This window comes from Pontibacter sp. H249 (assembly GCF_037892465.1).
In the GTDB taxonomy this organism is placed as follows: domain Bacteria; phylum Bacteroidota; class Bacteroidia; order Cytophagales; family Hymenobacteraceae; genus Pontibacter.
Window position 1 is genome coordinate 1 of the sequence record NZ_JBBKTR010000010.1, and the last position, 22216, is coordinate 22216.

The window sequence follows — 22216 nt, forward strand, 5'->3', positions numbered from 1 at the left end:
AACCATGTAGAGTATAAAATCATATCCACCGGCAATTTTGCTCCTCAGGATATCATGTTAGCTGGCTCGAGCGGTTCTGTGGAGAGTGCCGGCCCATATACCGGCCACCGCGATATTGTTTTTCCTTTTCAGGGCAGTATCCAATTCTCTATTCCTGCATCTGTTAGTACTCCTGTTCAGTCTCAGAGCAGAATGGAATATGAGATAACAGAGCCAGGCCACTGGCGAATTACCATTACAATAAGCCAGTAAACAAGTTTAACTCAAGCTGTAGCAGCGTTGGAGCAATTTTAGATCTTACTTTTTAATGATTTGGATAAAGCCTTTGCTATACTCTTTTTTACCAGTTTCTTCATTTACACCATACCAAATGTCGGCTATATAATACGGTGTAATATAAGTAGTGGCAAACTCTTCCGCTCCTTCTATCAACTTATAGTCGGTAATCATTTCATAACCGTCAGCTAGTGCTTTATAGTGGGCTTCATCTTCATCATCAAGCTCATCAAGGTACTGGTTGTAAACCTGATGGTAGCTATCAGTTACTGCCTCGTACATACGTTGCAGCTGCGAAGTCTCAAATTCCATAAAACCTTCTTCGTCCTTAGTCCACCAGCCTTTCAACTTCATTATCTTCAGCTTTAAAATTTAAGATGGAGAGCAAATAGCAGCGATTATGCTTTCATACTTTTGGGGAGCAAGTATGCTTATTCTACATTCAGGATTTTATGCGTTTGCACCGAAACACGCCATTCTGGGTTATCCAAGGCATAGTTAATGGCCATTTGCGTTGCCTGCTGTAGCCTAGCCCCGTCTTCTGGCTGTAACCACAGTAAAGGCAGTTGGCTACCTTGCACCTGGTTCGGGCGCTGGCGCTTTGCAAAAGCATCATACTTTTCAGGATGGTAATCTGGTAACACCAGTTTCAATTCATCAAAGTACTCTAACGTAAGTTGATCCTGCGGTAGCTTTGGACTGCACACAATCCAATCAGGAGTAATTAACTCGCCCTGTTCTTCACTCCAGCAGGACTCTTGTAGCGATACAGTTCCATTTGTTTCGATGGCGATAAAGAAGCCTGCCTGGTGCAGTGCTTCCACTAACTCCGGCTTCAGGTGCAGCAGCGGCTCACCACCGGTTACCACACAAAAGTTTACATCGCCTCCAACACTGCGCATTTCCTGTGCAAGCTCTGCTGCAGTATAGGCTTTGCTTCCTTCTTTAGTAAAGTCGGTGTCGCACCACATGGGGCAGTTGGCACCGGTACGGGCAGCGTCGCGCTCACGTGTATCGGCATAGCCAGACCATAAGTTACAGCCTACCATGCGCACAAACACAGCCGGCCGGCCTGCAAACAAACCCTCGCCCTGCAGTGTCTTCCAAACTGATTTTACTCTGTATGTTGTCTCTTTTATAACCTTTACTTCCATCTCTTCTACTCTCTTCTTAACCTAACCAACCCTTTGCTTTTGCCTCTTCGTAGCCCTTAGCGCGAAGTATAGATGCCGGATTATCCAGCCTGCCGTAACCCCACTCGTTATAGGTGGTGCGGTCGCCGTTGTAATCAGTGTGCGACATATCACGCACAATGTCTAACACCCTAAGGTCGTAAGCAAGTTTCCAAGCTTCGGCTTTGCTCATGTACATCAGTGGCGTGTGAATGCGTATATCTTTGTCTAGTGCCAGCGTCATGGTCGTTTGCAGCGAATCGATGAACACGCGGCGACAATCCGGATAGCCTGAATAATCGGCCTGGCACATGCCTCCTACTATATCGGTAATGTTTTGGGTAAAAGCGTGACTGATGGCGATGGTAAGGAACACGGCATTTCGACCTGGCACAAATGAGGCTGGTAACTCTTCGTTCAGTTCATGCGGCGCCGACATATCTTTATCGTGCTCTGTTAAGGCTGAGCCCTGCAACATACCGCTTATATCAATAACTTTAAAGGGCACCTGCGCCTTCTCAGCTATCAGCTGCGCCTGTTTTAGCTCTACCTCATGCTTTTGCCCATACTTGAAGCCAAGCGCCTCTACATGCTTAAACTGCTCTTTTGCCCAAAACAGGCAGGTGGTAGAATCCTGGCCACCTGAGAAAAGAACTAAAGCTGTATCTGTCTTTAATGACATATTGTTGATCGAAATTGTAAATAAAATAAAAGTACTACAAAGGCATTTGCTCTGCCATGTGCTTTTGCTCCCGCTCTGCCTGCAGCTCAGCTATACTTACCTCATGTTCTGCATAACAAGTTTCTGTTTCCTGTAGCTTTACATAGATAGTTTCTACCTCATGCTGCACCAGCACATCTAGCGCCTCATTAATTAGGTAATGAATCACATAGAGGCAGATGTTTTCTGAGGTGGTATCGTAAGGCAGGATGTAATGCTTAGACTGAAGCAGTGCGACAGCCTGTTGCAATGCTACATCGGTTTCGGCTACAAGCACACCATGGTCCCAAGCCTGCACTAATGGCTCCAGCACTTTCTTGATCTCTTTAAAATCTATGAGCATGCCGTTATTGCCTGCAGGACCGCTAAGCTCTACCCACATTTGGTAAGAATGGCCGTGCAGGTTTTGGCAACCGTCTGTGTGCCACGGAAGCCGGTGCGCTCCCTCCCACCTAAATCTTTTGGCTACTTTCATGTACTTATACTAATGCTATAGTATGACTCTAGAGTACATACTTTTACAGAATCATACTTTTATACTTGCTTGGCTTTGAATTTTATACTTTCTGATGCCAGTAAACTTTATGCTACAGAATAACTGCGGCATAAACCCCACAAGTTAGTCATTATTAAACTCTGATAATAAATCTTTCATTCCTTCTGCTGATATATTTATACAAATAGCACTAATTATGTCATACCTTTGTTGCTCGAAAAACTCATGTTTAGTAAAAGTGATGAACACTACAGAACAGATTGATATTAAAGAACAGCTAAAAGACACTTACAAGAAAGCGTTAGAGCACACCAGCAGCGCCCTTGATTACATGGCAGAGTATGGCATTAAGCCTGATGGCAAGTTTGGCTTGTTCTTCTCGCCTGAAACACGCCAGCAGGACATCCACATCATGCCTTACAAGCATAAGGCAAAGCAAGTGGTGGTATATGAAACAGAAGCAGGAGAGTTCTCGGCCCTTTGCCCTTTCTCTGGCTTACCTGATTTTGGCACGCTGCGCGTAGAGTATGTTCCGGGCTCACACATCCTGGAGCTAAAGAGCCTGAAGTACTACCTGTTATCCTGGAGAAACATCGGCTCGGCACAGGAAGACATCACGGCTTATGTGTTTGAAGACCTGAGTAGAATTCTGACAGACGCTGATTACTTAAAAGTAACTACTGTGTATAACGTGCGCGGAGGCATAAACACCACCTGCGAGATAGATAGCAGAATGCAGTAATAGTTACTGCCAAAGTATAAAGCCCACCTCCTACGCAAGTATGGGGTGGGCTTTTTTTATAGTCAGAACTCAGGCTTTGCTCTCTAAAGCTCTGGAAAGGCATTAAAAACAAAAAAGCCCAGACTTTTCAGTCTGGGCTTTGCAGAGAGTGAGGGATTCGAACCCCCGGACCTGTTACAGTCAACGGTTTTCAAGACCGCCGCGTTCGACCACTCCGCCAACTCTCTAACGATTTCGGATACAAAAGTAGGGCGCCGCCCTGAATTATCAAAACTATACGCGAAAATTTTTCTTCAGTTTTAGGCTTTTAAAGTATAAACACCTGATTTTAAACTAGAAAATTTTTATAAAAGTGTAGTCGCGTCAAAAATTCATACTTTGGCAGGCGCAACATGCGGCACTTTAGCGCCTGCACGTACCAGTCGTTTGGTTACCGTATCGATGCTCACATTAATCTCAAATCCAAAGATCAGGATCATCGAAACAAAGTCCAGCCAGATCATCAGACCAATAAGTGCACCGATTGAACCGTAGAATTTGTTATAAGTATCGAAGGCACTAATATAACTGGAGAAAATCATCGATACCAAAAAGATAAGACCAGTTGCCACCACAGCACCTGCCGAGAAGAACGGCCATTTATCTTTGATAGCCGGCACAAAGTAATATACTATAGAAGTTGCCAGTAGGAACAGCAGTATGATAGCAATGTATTTCAGGATAACGATTAAAGTATAAGTATACGACTCTGTTACTACCTCATAAAAAACCAGTACATCTAAAATCCACTGGCCAAAGAAAATTGTAGCCACGGCCGTGAAAAGTATAAGGGAAAGTACTACTGTTAAAGCTGTGGCAATAAGGCGTTTCCTGACATAGCTGCGCTTATAAAAAGTATGGTACTTTTTATCAAAGGCATCCATCAGAGACATAATGCCATTAGTAGAAAGTATAAGCGCAAACAAAAAACCAAAAGATAGCAAACCGCCTCGTGGCTTGTTCACAATATCTTCTATGGTAGAGTATGCTGCTGCATACATCTCCTCTGGCATAAAATCACCTAGGAAGTCAAGTATACTTTGGCCGAGGTCCAGGGATAGTATGTTTGGAATGTAAGGGATGAGCGTAAACAAAAAGATAATGCTCGGGAAAATAGCCAGTGTAAAGTTAAAGGCCATATAAGACGCACGCTTGGTAACAGAATCCAGGCGTAACTCCCCTATCAGCACATCTGCAACATCATATACCGAAGACTGCCCATTATTAAACCGCCATCGTTTTAAAAAAACGATGAATTTACGGTATGCCCTGCGGCGCTTCAGGTATTGCTGGTTAAGCCTCATGCACTAAAGTATGCGTCCAGTTTCTCATGAATCAGGTCTGGAATGGCGGTTGGCCTACCTGACTTCATATCTACAAAAACCATGGTGGTCTCCCCTATGTTCAGCAGGGTTTGCTCTTCGTTGTATACTTCGTACTCAAAAAGTATACGAGAGCCTTTTGGTTTATGCTTAAGCAAGAGTTTAATTGTAAGCAGATCATCATACTTTGCAGGGCGCACATACTTGCACTTCAGTTCCAGCACAGGCATCATAGTACCGGTGGCCTCCATCTCTTTGTAATGGATACCCAACCTCCTGAATACCTCGGTGCGCGCCACTTCATAGTATGCGGCATAGTTACCATAGTATACATACCCCATTTGGTCGGTTTCGGCATATCGTACCCGTATCTGTACTTCTGATTCGAACATGGTTTTGTTTTTGACAAAGGATTTCCAGACAAAAGACAAAGGACTTAAAATACTATTTTGTCCTTTGCCTAAAAGTCTTTTGTCCTGGTGAATTACTTCATAATATTCCTAGCCGTCAGTGCTTGCTGGTAGCGGCGGGCATTAGCTATATGCTCTGAGTGGGTAACGGCGAAGCTGTGATAGCCTGAGAAATCTTCTTTTGCACAGAAATAAATATACTTATGCTGCTCTGGGTTTAGCACCGCGTCGATACTAGAAATATTAGGCACATTAATCGGCCCCGGAGGCAGTCCGGCATACCTGTAAGTGTTGTAAGGCGAGTCGTGCTGCAGGTGCACGTTAAGCACGCGGCGTATCGTAAAGTCTCTTACAGCAAATACCACGGTTGGGTCGGCCTCCAGGCGCATGCCCTTCTGCAGGCGGTTCAGGTAAACACCGGCAACACGTGGTTTTTCGTCGTTCTTAATTGTCTCGGCCTGCACGATAGAGGCAAGTGTACTTACCTGATTTGGTGTTAATCCCAGTTGCTCCGCCTTAGCCTTACGCTCCGCTGTCCAGAACTTGTCGTACTCGGTTTTCATACGGGCCATCAGTTCTGGTGCCGTGGTGGTCCAATACACCTGGTATGTGTTCGGGATAAACATGCTTACAATGGTAGTGGTGTCAAACCCAAGCGTGGCCAGGTAAGCATCATCATTTAAAAGACTATCCAGCTCTTCTTCAGTGGCCTCTATCTCAGTGGCTAGCTTAGCCGCTAACTGGTTGCGTAGGCGTATGTTGGTAAAGGTAAGATTTACCGGCGTTTGCTGACCCACACGTAGCACCCCAATTACTTGGCGGTTGCCCCAGCCATGCTCCAGTTTATAGCGTCCGGGCTTTACCAACTCGTCATAGTCCATCAGCTTGGACATAAAGCGTAAAGACAATTTGTCTATGATCGCACCAGATGCTTCAATTGAGTCCATGGCCTGCTCATAAGTAGCGCCCGTTGGAATGGTCACGAAAGTATCGCGGTCTTTTGTGTCTACGTTAGGCGTGTACACAATCTGGTAGGCATAGTAAGAGAAGCTCACAAACAGGAACAGTAAAAGCGCAATCAGGCTTGGCATCAAGATGCTTTTCTCTTTTCTCTTTCTTTTAGGTGTGGTTGTATTCTGATCCATAATGTTTTAAAAGCCTGAAAACCACCTTAAGGTTCCGGCTCGGTATGTATTCGAGGGGCAAAAATAACACTTATACAGCTAATTGCGAATGTGCTAGCTTGCGAATGGCTTAATTTAAATTTGTGTACTTCTTTAATTACTGCGTAGCTTAGCTGAAACGCATGTTTGCATTATCAAGTATGTGTAGGTTATACTTGTACATTATAAAATAAAACTATGCCCAACGCTGTTTTCCTTCAGATACACCCCGACAACCCACAAGAGCGAAAAATACAGGAAGCTATAGAAATTCTGCGCAACGGTGGCGTGATCATTTATCCTACAGATACCATTTATGGTATTGGCTGCGACATACACAACAACCGTGCTGTAGAGCGGGTATGCCAGATAAAAGGTGTAAAACCCGAAAAGGTAAACCTCTCTTTTATCTGCTCCGATCTTACTCACATATCAGACTACGCTAAAATAGACACCCCTACTTACAAGGTAATGAAAAAGGCCTTACCCGGTCCATTTACCTTTATTTTGGATGCTACCAGTAATGTACCAAAGTATGCAGGCGGCAAAAAGAAAACAGTGGGCATACGTGTGCCTGACAATAAAATAGCTCTCCAGTTGGTAAAGGAGTTGGGCAATCCTATACTTTCTACCTCCATCCGCGACGAAGACGAAATACTAGAATACAGCACCGACCCCGAACTGATTTATGAAAAGTATAGAAACCTGGTTGACTGTGTGATTGATGGCGGCTATGGTAATAATATTGCCTCCACCGTAGTGGATGCCAGTAACAATTTTGAGGTTTTAAGAGAAGGCGCAGGTGATATAGAGCAGTACCTTTAAGAGAAAAGCGAACTGCATTATAAATGGTTAGTACAGCTTAAATTGTCTGTCCACTTTGTAATAAATGTCTTGTAGTTTTTAATTGGCCGCAGGCCGCTTATGTTTCCAGCGTTTGTGGGTCCAGAGGTAATCCGCAGGATTCTGCCGGATAGAGGACTCTAATTTTTGGGCAAAAGTTTCCGTGATTGATTGCTGTCCAGGCGTGTTTATATCTTGTGGGCTTCCGTCGGAGATTAACTCAAAAGTAAGCGTATAATGCCCCCTGCTGGTGCGTTTTACATCCAGAAATAATACCGGGCAGCCAAAACGGTTTGCCAGTTTTTCGGCACCTTCATAAAATGGCGTATCCTGGTGCAGGAAGGTTGTCCAGAAGGTAATCTCGCTTTTAAGAGGAGTTTGGTCCGAAAGCATGGCAACCACGCGCGGTTGGTTACGGTTAGCTGCAAAGTCGCGAAGGGTATCTTTCATTTTTATTAGCCTTGCTCCTAACTGGCTTCGCGTTTTTAGCATAAAGGCTTCAAAAAACGGGTTGTTAAGTGGCTTATAAATGCCAAAGGCCGGAAAACTGAATTGCACCGCACCGGCCGAGAGCACCCACTCCCAGTTGGCAGAGTGCGAGCCCATGGTAATAACTGTCTTACCCTGCTGTACAAAATTATCCAGTAGTTCCTGGTTCTGGAAACAGATGCGTCGGTCCATCTCCGCAGCATCCATAGACCTCAACTTAAGTGTCTCCACTACCACATCCATAAACTGCTTGTAAAAGCCTTTTGTGATCTGGTGTATTTCCGCATCGTTTTTTTCTGGGAAGGCATTGCGCAGGTTACTTACTACTACCTTTTTGCGATAGCCAACTACATAGTATACTATAAAGTATAAAAAGTCGGAAAGCAGGTACAGCACAGAGAGCGGTAAAACAGACAAGCCCTTCAGCAGCAGCCAGAGCGGGTAATAAAGCGGCGATATTTTTATACTTTTATCCATTAGCTAAACAGCAGCTGCAAATGTACAACCAACCTCCGGCATTATGAAATCTCGAATTTCATGCTTATTTAGCGTTTGGCAGCTCCGCTGCCGACAAAGAATTATCTGACTAAAGAAAAAGACCATAAATATTATCACCTTCTTTTGTCCTTTGTCACAAAGTCTTTTGTCTTACTTATAACTATCTAACTATAAAAGTGCTTCTCCTTACCGAAACCATGTACAACCCGCCTGTAGCTTACTTCTGGCATGCCCTCCACAGCGATGAAGTACAGCTAGAGACACACGAAAACTATATAAAGCAAAGCTACCGCAACCGCTGCCATGTGCTTACGGCGCAGGGGTTACAGCCACTAAGTGTGCCTGTAGTAAGGGGCAGCAGCAAAGACAAAACCTTAATCACTGAGATAGAGATAGACTACAGCCAGAAATGGCATAGCGTACACTGGCGCACGATACAGGCAGCATATGGCCGTGCACCTTATTTTGAATTTTACAGTGACTATATAAAGGAGGTGTATGAGCGGCAGCCAAAATTTTTATTTCAATTAAACGTTGATTTATTACAGCTTTATTTTAAATTACTGAAGCTAAAAAGGCCACTCCAATACACAGCGTTTTACAGCGATCAGGCTCCAGAAAACGTGTTGGATCTGAGAAATAAGATTCATCCTAAAATCTATCCTGACAATTTGCACGTAAAACCCTATACGCAAGTATTTGGCAAACATTTTGTACCAGACCTTAGTATAATTGACTTGTTGTTTACCCAAGGGCCAGCATCACTTTCATATCTGCAGTAAGGTGCTCTGATACTGAACATTAATACTGCACTGCTTGTTAAAAGGTAGAGTTCTAAGTAAGCCTCAACCAATTATTAATTTTTGACTTTTTTTAAGTTTATACAAAGTATACATGGAAGCTAAATTCTCAAACCGAGTGAAAGAGGTTATCTCGCTCAGCCGTGAGGAAGCTATTCGACTTGGGCATGACTACATTGGCACCGAACACCTGGTGCTGGGCATGATCCGGGAAGGAGAAGGAACTGCCATTGCTCTGCTCAAAAAGTTGGGCGTTTCGATAGATGAATTAAAGTACGCTTTAGAACAAGCTACCCGAAATACAGCTACGCAAAGCAGCAATATTACCGGCAGTATTCCGCTTACCAAGCAGACTGAGAAGGTGCTCAAGATAACATACCTGGAGGCAAAGATCTTCAAGAGTGATATCATTGGTACAGAGCACCTCTTATTATCCATCCTGCGGGATGAAGACAACATTTCTTCACAAATCTTAGCGAAATTTAACGTGAACTACGAAGCAATAAGAGACTCCCTGGATTATCATAGCAATAATCCACTTGCATCGTCAGATACTGACGATTCTGATGACTCAGACAAGTTTTTGGGTAGCTCCTCTTCTCGCTCTGGCAGCACAAGTAAGAAACCCGGCGAAAAGTCGCGCACACCGGTGCTCGATAACTTTGGCCGCGACCTTACAAAACTGGCCGAAGACGATAAGTTGGACCCAATAGTTGGCCGTGAAAAGGAAATTGAGCGTGTGGCACAGGTACTTAGCCGCCGCAAGAAAAACAACCCTATACTTATAGGTGAGCCAGGAGTTGGTAAAACCGCCATCGCCGAAGGTCTTGCCCTGCGTATTGTGCAGAAGAAGGTAAGCCGCGTGCTGTTTAACAAGCGTGTAGTAACCCTGGACCTTGCCTCTCTGGTAGCTGGTACAAAGTATAGAGGTCAGTTTGAAGAGCGTATGAAAGCCGTGATGAACGAGTTGGAGAAGTCTCCGGACGTAATCCTTTTCATTGACGAACTACATACGATTGTAGGTGCCGGTGGCGCTTCTGGATCACTGGATGCCTCTAACATGTTTAAGCCAGCGCTTGCACGTGGCGAGATACAATGCATCGGTGCTACTACCCTGGATGAGTATCGCCAGTACATCGAGAAAGATGGTGCGCTTGCACGTCGTTTCCAGATTGTAATGGTAGATCCAACTACTCCGGAAGAGACAATCGAGATATTGAACAATATCAAGGACAAGTACCAGGATCACCACCACGTAAACTATACTGATAAGGCTATTGAGGCATGCGTTAAGCTAAGCGATCGTTACATGAGTGACCGCTTCCTGCCAGACAAGGCAATCGATATACTTGATGAGGCTGGCGCGCGTGTGCATATCAACAATATTATTGTTCCGGATGATATTCTGAAGCTGGAAGAGCAGATTGAGAACATTAAAGTTGAGAAAAACCGTGTGGTAAAGAGCCAAAAGTATGAAGAGGCTGCACAACTACGCGATAAAGAGAAAAAACTCATCGACCAGCTCGAAAGTGCTAAGAAAGACTGGGAAGAGGAGACCAAGAAGAAGCGCTATACAGTAAAAGAGGAAAATGTGGCAGAAGTTATTGCCATGATGACAGGTATTCCTGTGAAGCGTATTGCCCAGAAAGAAGGCGTGAAGCTACTTAACATGGGCGAAGAATTAAAAGGCAAAGTAATCGGACAGGACAAAGCTATTACCCAACTGGTAAAAGCCATACAGCGTACCCGCGTTGGTCTGAAAGATCCGAAGAAGCCAATTGGTTCTTTTGTATTCCTTGGCCCGACTGGTGTAGGTAAAACAGAGCTTGCTAAAGTACTTGCCACTTACCTGTTCGATAAAGAAGATTCGCTGGTGCGCATCGATATGAGTGAGTACATGGAGAAATTCAGTGTATCTCGTTTAGTAGGAGCGCCTCCAGGATATGTTGGTTACGAAGAAGGTGGCCAGCTTACTGAGAAGATCCGTCGTAAGCCATACTCTGTCGTTTTACTGGACGAGATTGAAAAAGCGCACCCAGATGTATACAACCTGTTGTTGCAGGTGCTGGATGATGGTATCCTGACTGATGGATTAGGCCGCAAGGTTGACTTCCGTAACACGATCATCATCATGACTTCGAACATTGGTGCCCGCGACCTACAGGACTTCGGAGCCGGTATCGGTTTTATGTCGAAGAGCAAGCAAGAGAATGTAGACGACATCATGAAAGGCACTATTGCCAGCGCTCTGAAGAAAACATTTTCTCCTGAGTTCCTAAACCGTCTGGACGATGTGATCGTGTTTAACTCACTTAACCGTGAGGATATGCACAAGATTATCGAGCTGTCGCTTGGCAAATTGTTTAAGCGTGTAGAGGCACTGGGTTATACCATCGAGCTTACAAAAGAGGCAAAAGACTTTGTAGCTGAAAAAGGATATGATCCGAAGTATGGCGCCCGTCCGCTGAACCGTGCAATCCAGAAGTATATCGAGGATCCAATTGCGGAAGAAATCCTGCGTGCAGAAGTTAACCAGGGTGACACGATAAAAGTAGATTACGAGAAGGGCAAAGACCAACTAGTTTTCTCATCTACTAAATCGGGTGGCAAGAAGGGCAAATCTGCTTCCGCTTCTGATGAGGAAGAAACAGAGCCTACTAAGTCATCAGGCTCAGATAAGAAAGACAAAGAATAAACATTGTAAAGTATAGCATAAAGGCTGCCTGAATCAGGCAGCCTTTATTTTTTGCCCTGAGCAACACGCTTATACTTTTCCTGCGGCTTCAGTACGGGCATCACATAAAAAGGAGCCGTTTAGCTCCTTTTTATAATTTAAATTTTAAAATTTATCTGATATATCAGCCTTCCCAGCAGTCTCGAAGTGGGTAGCTTGTTTTATTGTTTTGCCTTTTCCTTCAGCGTCTTCATAAGAGCGTTCTTCAACTTCTATGGAGAGAACTTTACCTTTCAGTTCTTTTGAATCTACTTCGTTTTTATCGATACCTATTGCTTTTAAAAAGGAAGCTAAAATAGGTTGTCCAGGCTCACTTAAGTAGAATCGCTGATTTACAAAACCGTTTTCGTTTTCCATTCGGCAATTGATAAACGGAATATCCTTGTTTTCACTTCTTCCTTCTTCTACTTCTGTTATCTTCACCACATGTCTGCCTTCTGGCAGAAAAGGCTTTTCATTTATCTTCAACTTCATAATACTATTGCTTGTTTTGCTAATTTTATACGCAAAAACAATGCAATTGTTATAAAAAAAGCTGACACCTGCCCTTTATTACTAATTTCATTAGCAATAGCTATGTTATTTAATAGCTTCTGTAGATAAGATAGCCTTGTTAGCTGTACCTAAATATGCTTTGTTGAAGAAATACAAATTATCATCTAAAAACACATGCAAGAATATTAAGAAATTAACATAATTATAAAGTTTTTAGGAGCAGAGTTTTTAAATTTGAGGATAAATCATTTTTGAATCCATTAACTAGTTATACTACATATACATGGCCGGAGACATCAGACAAGTCCAGATAGAGACGCTTGAGCGTAAAAATGCAGAAGCCCTACTAGGTGGCGGAGAAGACCGAATAGCTGCACAGCACAAGAAAGGAAAACTGACAGCCCGTGAAAGAATTCACCTGCTGCTCGACGAAGGCTCTTTTGAAGAAATCGGTAAGTTTGTAATGCACCGCTCTAAAGACTTCGGCTTGGATAAGCAGTACTTTTTAGGTGATGGTGTAGTAACCGGATATGGCACCATACATGGCCGTTTAGTATATGTTTTCTCTCAGGACTTTACCGTACTTGGTGGATCGCTTTCTGAAACACACGCCGAGAAGATTGTGAAGATCATGGAACTGGCCATGAAAAACGGTGCGCCTGTAATTGGCTTAAACGATTCAGGTGGTGCTCGTATCCAGGAGGGTGTGGTATCACTGGGTGGTTATGCCGATATCTTCTACCGCAACACACTGGCCTCTGGCGTTATTCCTCAGATATCTGCCATCATGGGACCATGTGCAGGTGGCGCGGTATACTCTCCTGCCATTACCGATTTTATTATGATGGTGCAGGATACATCTTACATGTTTGTAACCGGACCAAACGTAGTAAAAACAGTAACCCACGAGAACGTAACTTCTGAGGAACTTGGCGGTGCCAGCACACACAGCACAAAGAGTGGTGTTACACATTTCTCTTGCGCAAACGAAGTAGAATGTATCAACTACATCAAAAAACTGTTAAGCTACATTCCTCAGAATTGCGAAGAGCTTCCGCCATCATTACCATACGAGCCGCAAGGAGACGAAACCCGCGAGGTATTGGATACCATTGTACCAGAAAACCCGAACCAGCCTTACGACATCCGTGAGGTTATTGAAGGGATTATTGATACAGACTCTTTCTTTGAAGTACATAAGAATTTCGGCGAGAACATTGTAGTTGGTTTTGCCCGCTTAGGTGGTAGAAGTATAGGCATTGTGGGCAACCAGCCTGCCGTGTTAGCGGGTGTTCTAGATATAAACGCTAGCACCAAAGCTGCCCGTTTTGTACGCTTCTGCGATAGCTTTAACGTTCCGCTGCTTGTGCTGGAAGATGTTCCAGGTTTCCTGCCAGGTACGGATCAAGAGTGGCGCGGTATTATTACAAACGGTGCAAAATTGCTTTATGCTTTCTGCGAGGCTACAGTTCCGCGCATTACCGTTATTACCCGCAAAGCCTACGGTGGCGCTTATGACGTAATGAACTCGAAGCACATTGGTGCCGACATGAACTACGCCTGGCCAACTTCCGAAATTGCTGTAATGGGTGCACAAGGTGCTGCCGAAATCATCTTTAAGCGTGAAATTGCAGAAGCTGAAGACCCGGCTGCTAAACTTGCGGAGAAAGTACAGGAGTATAAAGATAAATTTGCTACACCTTATCGTGCCGCACATCGTGGATTTATTGACGAGGTTATACTTCCATCAGAAACAAGAGCCAAACTGATAAAGGCATTTAAGATGTTGGAAAATAAAGCAGTAACACTGCCACGCAAAAAACACGGCAACATTCCGCTGTAAACATACATATACTATACTTATGGCCTGTGCTTAGGCAAACCAACTTGAGCACAGGCTTATTTGGTTATTATTTACACAACACAACCTCACCTTAAACATGAGACAAGAATCATTCGATTTCTTACAGAAATACCTGAATAACTCCTCTCCTACCGGTTTTGAGTCGGAGGGTCAAAAGCTTTGGCTGGAGTATGTTAAACCATATATCGACGAGCATTTTGTAGACACGTACGGTACTGTAGTTGGCGTTATTAACCCGCAGGCAGAGTATAAAGTAGTAATTGAGGCACATGCCGATGAGATCAGCTGGTTTGTAAACTATATCACGCCAGAAGGCTATATTTACTTAAAGCGTAACGGCGGCTCCGATGCTTTAATAGCTCCATCTAAGCGTGTAAATATTTATACTGCTAAAGGCATCGTAAAAGCTGTTTTTGGCTGGCCGGCTATCCACGTACGTAAGGTAGAAAACGATAAAGCTCCTACTATAGAAACTGTATTCTTGGACTGCGGTGCAAGCAACCGCGAAGAGGTAGAGGCCATGGGTATTCATGTTGGCTGCGTAGCTACTTTCGAGGATGAGTTTACTGTAATGAACGACCGCTACTACGTAGGTCGTGCCCTAGATAACCGTGTAGGCGGCTTTATGATTGCGGAGGTAGCGCGAATGATCAAAGAAAACAACAACCAGCTACCGTTTGGCCTATACATTGTAAATTCCGTGCAAGAAGAAATCGGCTTACGTGGCGCTGAGATGATCGCACATCGCATTAACCCGGATGTTGCCATTATCACCGACGTTACCCACGATACACAGTCGCCGATGTACGATAAGAAAACAAGCGGCGACATCCACTGCGGAAAAGGACCTGTTATTGCCTATGGCCCTGCTGTACAGAACAATGTGCGCGACTTGGTTATCCGTACTGCCCAGGAAAAAGAGATACCATTCCAGCGTTCTGCCGTGTCGCGTGCCACAGGTACCGATACCGATGCGTTTGCTTATTCAAACGCCGGTGTAGCTTCTGCACTTATCTCCTTGCCTTTAAAATACATGCACACTACCGTAGAAACCGTGCATAAAGACGACGTAGAAAATGTGATCAAGCTGATTTACGAAACAGTGCTTAAGATTCAGGACAAGCAGGACTTCCGCTACCTGAACTAAAAATTATCTTATACTTCAGAGGCCTCACATGCTGCATTAGTATGTGAGGCTTTTGCTTTATAACACCGCTGTTCGTAACTTATACTTAAAACAGACACTGCTATGAAAAGATACTTGTTTTGGCTACTAATGTGGATACCTTGGCTTGGGCTTTATGCAATCCTCATTTTACAGAAGCAGGAAACATTCCCTTGGTTCACGGTTATGCAAATTCTTATTCTAAATATCATTGTAGTAAATATCCGGCGGAAGCAAGTAGGATTATCCATTGCTGCAACACTCAAGTCTATGGTTCCGGGCATCGGGTATCACGAGTGGAGACGTTTATACTTTGCCAAACCTTAAACATTAAGAGGTCTGAAAGGTGCAGTGAGTTTATAAATCCTCACCCATTCCTAATTTATCATTCATAATTCTTTAACGTGCTTTTCACTGATCAAATGGGCAACAGCATTAAGCTGGAGCATCCACCACAGCGCATTGTATCTTTGGTACCCTCACAAACTGAGCTGCTTTTTGGTTTAGGATTAGGAGACAGAATCGTTGGCGTTACTAAATTCTGTATTCACCCTAAGGAGCAGGTAAAGCAGAAAACAAAGATTGGTGGCACTAAGAATTTTAAGTTTGATGTGATAGACCAGTTACAGCCCGACCTGATCATCGGCAACAAAGAAGAAAACTATAAAGAGGGCATAGAGCAATTACAGCAAAAGTATAAAGTATGGATGAGTGACATTCATACTTTAGATGATGCGCTGCAGATGCTGCAGCAGGTAGGGCAACTAACTGGAACAGATGCCAGAGCAGCAGAACTTGAGGAAAGTATAAAGTCAGGATTTGAGCATCTAAAGCCACTACAGCCAAGTATAAAAACAGCTTATTTTATCTGGAGAAAGCCTTACATGGCTGTTGGCAGCCACAATATTATAGACTACATGTTGGAGCGTTGCGGCTTCGAAAATGTGTTCAGCAACTTGTCCCGTTATCCTGAAATAACTGCAAAACAGCTACAACTGGCAAATCCGCAGCTTATACTTTTATCTTCAGAGCCATACCCTTTTAAGGAGAAGCACATACAGGAATTTCAAGGGATTTGCCCACAAGCAAGTATAAAAGTAGTAGACGGTGAAATGTTTAGCTGGTACGGCAGCAGGCTTTTACACGCTCCGGCTTATCTGCAGCAGGTGATTGAGCAGGTGAAACAGGAACAGAAAGTATAAGCCTAAACTACAACTTATCTAACAGCTTAAGCGCCTTTTTCGAAACAGCCTCAAAGTATAAAGCATCTGCCTGTAACTGATCAATTGTTTTCCCTTTTATCGGCCGCTTATTGGTAGGGTCAAGTAATGAGGTAAGTGTAATGATTTTTCGCGCCCGCTGCTTCTGCTCTAGCTTTATACTTTCTGGGTTTATTTCCTCCAACTGCTGCACCAGCAAATGTCGGAAATCTTTACCCTCCAGCGCCTCCTCCTCAAGCAAACGCATAATAGCTGCTACTGCTTCATCCTCGAAAGGTGATTCTATGGCAATACTGACCAACTCGCTAGTTGTTGGCAACGGAAGCCGGATGAGCAGCTCGTAGCCGCCGCTGCTTTGTTCGCCGGCTGTAGTATAGCACTTCATCCAGAACCTGCCAGATGAAGTATCTTTATACACTGCTGCCCAGCCTCCGGCTACCTCTTCCATCAGCTGCATCTTGTCCAGAAGCTTCTCTATCAGTTTTGCATTTCCATACAGCTTCCGTTCTTCCATTATATCTATTCGTTATACTTTACCTTAAAACCAGCTTTCTCCAGATCCTCCCAAAACCTAGGGTACGATTTGCGCACAACAGAAGGTTCTTGTATTGTGGTAGGTGCGAGCAAAGCCAGAGGAGCAAAGGCCATGGCCATGCGGTGGTCTTGATAAGTACGAAACACGAAGCTCTCTTTAGAAATAATACCCGGATCCATTCTAAAAACGCCTGGCGTTATTTCCTCTAATTTACAGCCTAAGCTTAGCAGCTCAATTTGCAGGGCATGAATCCTATCTGTTTCTTTTATGCGGAGGCTTTCCAAACCGGTTATTTCCAATGTTACGCCCAAGGCAGCACTTAAAGCAACCACTGTCTGTGCCAAATCCGGGCAATCAGAAAAATCGTAAACCAAGTGCTTTTCGCAGCGCTTTTTAGTTAATCTCACACCTTCGTCTGTAAAGTAGGTATAAACGCCCAGGTGGTTCATAATTTCTGCCACGGCACTGTCACCTTGAAAGGATTTTTCTTTTAGGCCAAGTAAAGTTATGTCAGCTTCTTTAGCCAGAGCCACCATACTATACCAATAACTTGCCGCCGACCAATCTGACTCAACCTGAAAGCTGCCGGATGTATACTTTTGATGCGGAACAGTAATGATACTATTCTCGAATGTTGCCTCTACACCAAAGTGCTTCATCAGCGAGAGCGTCATGTTGATATAGGGTTTAGAGCTGATTTTGCCCTCCAACTCCAGAACCAGCCCCTCCGGCAACAGCGGTGCCACCATGAGCAGTGCCGATATGTACTGGCTGCTGATGTCGCTGCGTACTTTCAGGTGCTTTTTGCCGCTGCCTTTAAACGCTTCTATTTTCAGCGGAGGATACCCCTCTTCACCAAGGTAAGCGATACTTGCACCAAGTTCACGCAGTGCATCCACCAGCACTTTAATAGGGCGCTGGCACATGCGTGCTGTTCCGGTAAGTGTTTTATCCTGGCCCGTTATTGCATAATAAGCTGTCAGAAACCGCATTACCGTGCCTGCATCTTCGGCATCTATAGTTTCATCCTCACTTTTAAGCAAACGCTGCAGCAGCTGCGTGTCATTGGCTTCTGAAAGGTTATATAGCTTAGACGATGCACCTGATAGCGCCGAAATAATTAAAGCACGGTTTGCCTCACTTTTGGAAGCAGGTAATTTTATACTTGTGTTTAAAATACCTGATGGGTGGCTAAGGGTAAGGCTTTTGCTCATATTAAGGAATAATAACGCAGCGACTCAACAATTTGCTGCACTGTAACAGGCTGGTCGTACACTGCTTTGCCAATGCCGCTTAACAACGTACAGTTAATGGTAGTGCGGGTATTCTTTTTATCCTGAAGGGCCAGTTGTGCTATACTTTGGATATCGGCCTCGGTTAGGTGCACTTTCTCATACACCGACACCAGAAATGTCTCTATCTTATCCAACTCCTCCTGCGACAGCAGCTTATGATTTACAGATAGCCAAGCTTCACAAAGCATGCCTACTGCCACTGCCTCACCGTGCAGTAGTTCCTGCTCCGGCTTTTCTAGCAGGTAGCTCTCCACAGCATGCCCCACCGTATGGCCAAAGTTTAACACTTTACGATAACCGCCCTCCAACGGATCAACCTCTACTACTTTAGACTTTATACTTACCGAATGGCGAATCAGCTCTTCCCAATCTTCTGTAAACAAACCTACATGCCGCTGCGTCTGGAAAGCCTCTTTATCTGCAATAAGCCAATGCTTTATAATCTCGGCATATCCGGATTTTAGCTGCCGTGGTGGCAACGTTTGCAGAAAAACAGGATTAATAAAAACAGCCTGCGGCTCCTGGTATACACCAATATGATTCTTTAAACCATGAAAGTCGATACCCGTTTTTCCGCCTACGCTGGCATCTACCTGCGCAAGCAGCGTAGTAGGCACCTGCACAAAGTATAAACCACGCTTAAACACAGCCGCACAAAAACCACCCATGTCCCCGATCACGCCGCCGCCCAAATTCACCAGCACCGACCAGCGGTCCAGGTTCAGTTCCGTCATGCGCTGCCAGATGTGCTCACAGGTTTTTAGGGTTTTGTGTTCCTCTCCGCTTTGTATTTGTATCAGGTCATGCTCAGGCAAAAATGGTTTAACCGCAGGGTAGCAATGGTGTAGCGTGTTTTCATCCACCAGCACCGCCACTTTGCTAAAGGCACGGTTTTGTAAAAAATCCGACAGCTCCTGCAGCGCCTGTTGGCCTATATGTATAGTTTCAGTCATGTTTTATCAGTATTTTTTTCTGAGCATAAAGCATCTTTAACCAAAGAGACAGACTCTACTACATACTTGCTCATGGTTTTTACAAAGATACGTGATACAGCTGCCAGCAGCAAAGTAATTGTCTAAAGCCCAGGCAAACGCTTCTTTACGTAAACACACAGCAAATGCGGCTGTTATACTTCAGATAAAAATTACGCATTTATCACTCATAATCAAGCTACCCACTTTTAAAACAATTAACCTCCTCCGTATCGTACACTAAATCAACCATCAGGAAAGCGATGAAAAGCTGGCACACCCAATCTGCTAAAGAGGTATTAAGCGACCTTGGCTCATCAGAGCAAGGCCTGAGCAAAGAGGAAGCTACGGCGCGCCTAAACAAGTATGGCTCTAACGAACTGCAGGAACGTAGCGGAAAAAGCCCTTTGCGGATGCTGTGGGAGCAGTTTACACAAGTTATGGTGCTTATCCTGATCGCGGCGGCCATTATCTCAGCTTTTTTGGGCAAAAACATAGAAACCATCGCCATTATGGCTATTGTTGTGCTGTTCGGGGTACTTGGGTTTGTACAGGAATACCGTGCAGAGAAAGCCATGGCTGCCCTGAAACGCATGGTAGTGCCTTTGGTAAAAGCCCGAAGAAATGGTGTAGTACAGGAGCTGTCGGCACGGGAGCTGGTGCCCGGCGATGTTGTACTGCTGGAGGCGGGCAATGTAGTACCGGCAGACATGCGGCTGCTCGAAAGTGCCAACCTACGTGTGCAGGAGGCCGCGCTTACCGGCGAATCAGAGGCAGTGGAGAAAGAGATCATACCTTTGGAAAGGTCAGACCTGCCACTCGGCGACCGCAAGAACATGGTATACCTGGGCACGAACGTAGCCTATGGCCGCGGTACAGCGGTGGTGATAGGTACAGGCATGCAAACTGAGCTAGGAAAAATTGCCGACCTGCTACAGGAGGTATCCGCAAAACAAACCCCGCTGCAGCAGAAGTTGGACCAGCTTGGCAAGCTATTGGCCATACTTGGTTTTGTGGCCGCCGTGCTCATGTTCGTGGTGGGTGTTTTAATTGGAGAACCGCTAGAAGATATGTTCCTGACTGCCGTAAGTTTGGCGGTGGCTGTGGTGCCCGAAGGCTTGCCCGCAGTAGTTACCATTACCCTGGCTATTGGCGCTCAGCGGATGTTGAAACGGCATGCCCTCATGCGCAAGCTTCCTGCTGTAGAAACGCTTGGCTCTGTTACTGTTATCTGCTCCGATAAAACGGGTACCCTCACCGAAAACCGGATGACAGTAGTTACTGTGGCATTTCCGGATGAACAACTGGACCTGAACGCTGACGGGCAGCAAGAGAAAAGTATAAACATCCCGGATAAAGCCAAGCTAGCGCTTACCATTGGCATGCTTTGCAACGACAGCGTCCTTAAATCTTCTGAGGGAGAAGAGCCACAGGTAATCGGAGACCCCACAGAGGGAGCCTTGTTGGCGGCGGCTAGTAAAGCAGGCTTCCAAAAAGATAACTTGGAGCAGCAGCTTCCCCGTGTACACGAAGAGCCCTTCGACTCTAATCGTAAACGCATGACTACGGTCCATCAAGTTAACTCTGGAAGCGAGATACCTGCAGAGTTACAGTTTCTTCCTCGCCCACCCTACCTTGCCTGCACCAAAGGCGCCGTAGACAGCCTGCTCAAAATCGCGGACCAGGTGTGGCTCACAGACCACCCTGAACCCATGACTGAAGTATGGCGCGAACGCCTGCTGAAACAAAACGACGCACTTGCACAGAACGGAATGCGGGTGCTAGGTATCGCATTCCGTGAGTTACAGGCACCCAAAAAGGATGGAAAATCATTGGAAGAAGCCTTAACCTATGTGGGAATGTTGGGTTTGATAGATCCGCCAAGGGCTGCTGTAAAGTCTGCGGTTGCCACCTGCCGTACCGCCGGCATCCGCCCGATCATGATTACCGGTGACCACCCCCTTACTGCTGCTGCCATAGCCAAAGAACTGCAGATTACCGATAACCCAGAAGCCGTAACTGGTGAGATGCTGAACAAAGTATCGGAGGCGGAACTCGCAGAGTTGGTGTCGCGGGTATCTATTTATGCGCGGGTATCGCCGGAAGATAAGCTGCGCATTGTGGAAATGCTGCAGAAAAAAGGGCAAGTAGTAGCCATGACCGGCGACGGGGTGAACGACTCTCCTGCTCTCAAAACAGCCAATATTGGTGTGGCCATGGGTATAACAGGTACCGATGTAGCTAAAGAGGCATCGGACATGGTGCTGCTGGATGATAACTTTGCCACCATTGTAGCGGCCGTAGAGGAAGGGCGCGTTATTTATGATAACCTGCTCCGCTTCGTTAAATTTTCATTGGGAGGCAATCTGGGCAAAGTGCTGGTGATGCTTTGTGCTCCTCTGCTAGGTATAAATATAGCCCTGCGTCCCCTGCAATTGCTTTGGCTGAACCTGCTCACTGATGGCCTGATGGGGCTTGGGTTAGGCACCGAGCCGGCAGAACCGGATACTATGAAACGCCCGCCTCGCTCTCCCAAGCAATCTGTACTTGTCCGCCGCGACATCATCCATGTAACTTGGTCAGGGGTATTAATTGGTGCAATCACGCTTGGAATGGGCGCCGCCTACATTAACCCGGATAACCTCGAAGATATGCGCTGGCAGACCATGATCTTTGCAACCTTAGGCTTTACTCAAATTGGGCACGCGCTTGGGCTTCGTGCAGCTGGCCACTTTCCCTTCTCCGTAAACGGTAACCCACTTATTATTTACATGGCTTCGCTTACGTTTCTGTTACAAATAGCTGCCATTTATGCGCCTTTCTTGGAGAAATTCTTTGGGCTGGAGCCGCTTGCTCTGCCCGACCTTGCCTTATCTATTAGTGCTGGATTTGTAACATTGATAGCGGTACTCCTGGAAAGCCGTCTTCGCCGGAAAATCCATATAGATATTAAGTAAGCTAACTCC

The 22216-nt window shown here is 45.2% G+C and carries 22 protein-coding genes and 1 tRNA gene; 10 read left to right on the plus strand and 13 right to left on the minus strand.

What is annotated here, in order from left to right:
- Positions 1-252: hypothetical protein (locus WG943_RS12910; protein ID WP_340409582.1), on the plus strand; the 252-nt coding region annotated here is incomplete at its 5' end.
- Between the two features lie 45 nt (positions 253-297).
- On the opposite strand, the gene WG943_RS12915 is transcribed toward WG943_RS12910, so the two are convergent.
- The 4 genes from WG943_RS12915 to WG943_RS12930 form a co-directional block, all read right to left on the minus strand.
- Positions 298-630, minus strand: coding sequence for a hypothetical protein (locus tag WG943_RS12915; protein ID WP_340409584.1), 333 nt, complete (start codon positions 628-630; stop codon positions 298-300).
- A gap of 77 nt (positions 631-707) precedes the next feature.
- Positions 708-1430 carry a 7-carboxy-7-deazaguanine synthase QueE gene (locus WG943_RS12920; protein WP_340409586.1) on the minus strand — a complete coding sequence of 241 codons (723 nt, stop codon included), beginning with the start codon at positions 1428-1430 and terminating at the stop codon, positions 708-710.
- A gap of 16 nt (positions 1431-1446) precedes the next feature.
- Complete coding sequence (gene queC / locus WG943_RS12925) at positions 1447-2130, minus strand: 7-cyano-7-deazaguanine synthase QueC (protein WP_340409588.1); 684 nt, start codon at positions 2128-2130, stop codon at positions 1447-1449.
- Positions 2131-2164: 34 nt separating this feature from the next.
- Positions 2165-2644: a 6-pyruvoyl trahydropterin synthase family protein gene (locus WG943_RS12930; protein WP_340409590.1), complete on the minus strand. Its 480-nt coding sequence runs from the start codon at positions 2642-2644 to the stop codon at positions 2165-2167.
- Between the two features lie 262 nt (positions 2645-2906).
- Between WG943_RS12930 and queF the strand changes: the two genes are divergently transcribed.
- Positions 2907-3407, plus strand: a complete 501-nt coding sequence (gene queF / locus WG943_RS12935) for a preQ(1) synthase (protein WP_340409592.1) — start codon at positions 2907-2909, stop codon at positions 3405-3407.
- Between the two features lie 142 nt (positions 3408-3549).
- Here the strand turns inward: queF and WG943_RS12940 are convergent.
- The 4 genes from WG943_RS12940 to mltG all read right to left on the minus strand — a co-directional run bounded on the left by WG943_RS12940 (position 3550) and on the right by mltG (position 6323).
- Positions 3550-3634 (minus strand) — tRNA-Ser (locus WG943_RS12940).
- 144 nt (positions 3635-3778) lie between these two features.
- Positions 3779-4750, minus strand: coding sequence for a YihY/virulence factor BrkB family protein (locus WG943_RS12945; RefSeq protein WP_340409594.1), 972 nt, complete (start codon positions 4748-4750; stop codon positions 3779-3781).
- Positions 4747-5160, minus strand: coding sequence for an acyl-CoA thioesterase (locus tag WG943_RS12950; protein WP_340409596.1), 414 nt, complete (start codon positions 5158-5160; stop codon positions 4747-4749). The genes WG943_RS12945 and WG943_RS12950 overlap by 4 nt, the downstream gene beginning before the upstream one ends.
- Positions 5161-5252: 92 nt before the next feature.
- Entirely contained in the window at positions 5253-6323 is a 1071-nt protein-coding gene (mltG, locus tag WG943_RS12955) for an endolytic transglycosylase MltG (protein ID WP_445323635.1), read from the minus strand.
- 216 nt (positions 6324-6539) lie between these two features.
- Here mltG and WG943_RS12960 point away from each other — a divergent pair, with 216 nt between their 5' ends.
- Positions 6540-7166, plus strand: a complete 627-nt coding sequence (locus WG943_RS12960) for an L-threonylcarbamoyladenylate synthase (protein ID WP_340409598.1) — start codon at positions 6540-6542, stop codon at positions 7164-7166.
- Positions 7167-7244: 78 nt separating this feature from the next.
- Here the strand turns inward: WG943_RS12960 and WG943_RS12965 are convergent, their stop codons facing one another.
- Positions 7245-8150, minus strand: a complete 906-nt coding sequence (locus tag WG943_RS12965; RefSeq protein WP_340409599.1) for a lysophospholipid acyltransferase family protein — start codon at positions 8148-8150, stop codon at positions 7245-7247.
- A 218-nt stretch (positions 8151-8368) separates the two neighbouring features.
- On the opposite strand from WG943_RS12965, the gene WG943_RS12970 reads away from it, so the two are divergent.
- On the plus strand, positions 8369-8953 hold the full coding sequence (locus WG943_RS12970; RefSeq protein ID WP_340409600.1) for a WbqC family protein: 585 nt from the start codon (positions 8369-8371) through the stop codon (positions 8951-8953).
- Positions 8954-9065: 112 nt separating this feature from the next.
- A complete protein-coding gene (locus WG943_RS12975) occupies positions 9066-11666 on the plus strand; it encodes an ATP-dependent Clp protease ATP-binding subunit (RefSeq protein ID WP_340409601.1) in 2601 nt (866 codons plus the stop codon).
- A 144-nt stretch (positions 11667-11810) separates the two neighbouring features.
- Here WG943_RS12975 and WG943_RS12980 read toward each other — a convergent pair whose 3' ends face one another.
- A complete protein-coding gene (locus WG943_RS12980) occupies positions 11811-12179 on the minus strand; it encodes a hypothetical protein (RefSeq protein WP_340409602.1) in 369 nt (122 codons plus the stop codon).
- Positions 12180-12483: 304 nt separating this feature from the next.
- Here WG943_RS12980 and WG943_RS12985 point away from each other — a divergent pair, with 304 nt between their 5' ends.
- From WG943_RS12985 to WG943_RS13000, 4 genes are all read left to right on the plus strand, one after another.
- On the plus strand, positions 12484-14043 hold the full coding sequence (locus WG943_RS12985; RefSeq protein ID WP_340409603.1) for an acyl-CoA carboxylase subunit beta: 1560 nt from the start codon (positions 12484-12486) through the stop codon (positions 14041-14043).
- Positions 14044-14140: 97 nt separating this feature from the next.
- Positions 14141-15211 carry a M42 family metallopeptidase gene (locus WG943_RS12990; RefSeq protein ID WP_340409605.1) on the plus strand — a complete coding sequence of 357 codons (1071 nt, stop codon included), beginning with the start codon at positions 14141-14143 and terminating at the stop codon, positions 15209-15211.
- A gap of 102 nt (positions 15212-15313) precedes the next feature.
- Positions 15314-15556 (plus strand): hypothetical protein, encoded by a 243-nt coding sequence (locus WG943_RS12995; protein ID WP_340409607.1) that lies wholly within the window; start codon positions 15314-15316, stop codon positions 15554-15556.
- Positions 15557-15651: 95 nt separating this feature from the next.
- Positions 15652-16431, plus strand: coding sequence for a helical backbone metal receptor (locus tag WG943_RS13000; protein ID WP_340409805.1), 780 nt, complete (start codon positions 15652-15654; stop codon positions 16429-16431).
- A gap of 7 nt (positions 16432-16438) precedes the next feature.
- On the opposite strand, the gene WG943_RS13005 is transcribed toward WG943_RS13000, so the two are convergent.
- The 3 genes from WG943_RS13005 to aroB are packed head-to-tail and all read right to left on the minus strand — an operon-like array spanning position 16439 to position 19232.
- On the minus strand, positions 16439-16963 hold the full coding sequence (locus WG943_RS13005) for a hypothetical protein (protein WP_340409609.1): 525 nt from the start codon (positions 16961-16963) through the stop codon (positions 16439-16441).
- A 5-nt stretch (positions 16964-16968) separates the two neighbouring features.
- A complete protein-coding gene (locus WG943_RS13010; RefSeq protein WP_340409610.1) occupies positions 16969-18198 on the minus strand; it encodes a 3-phosphoshikimate 1-carboxyvinyltransferase in 1230 nt (409 codons plus the stop codon).
- Entirely contained in the window at positions 18195-19232 is a 1038-nt protein-coding gene (gene aroB / locus WG943_RS13015) for a 3-dehydroquinate synthase (RefSeq protein ID WP_340409612.1), read from the minus strand. The genes WG943_RS13010 and aroB overlap by 4 nt, the downstream gene beginning before the upstream one ends.
- A gap of 281 nt (positions 19233-19513) precedes the next feature.
- Between aroB and WG943_RS13020 the strand changes: the two genes are divergently transcribed.
- Positions 19514-22207: a cation-translocating P-type ATPase gene (locus tag WG943_RS13020; protein WP_340409613.1), complete on the plus strand. Its 2694-nt coding sequence runs from the start codon at positions 19514-19516 to the stop codon at positions 22205-22207.
- Positions 22208-22216: the final 9 nt, after the last annotated feature.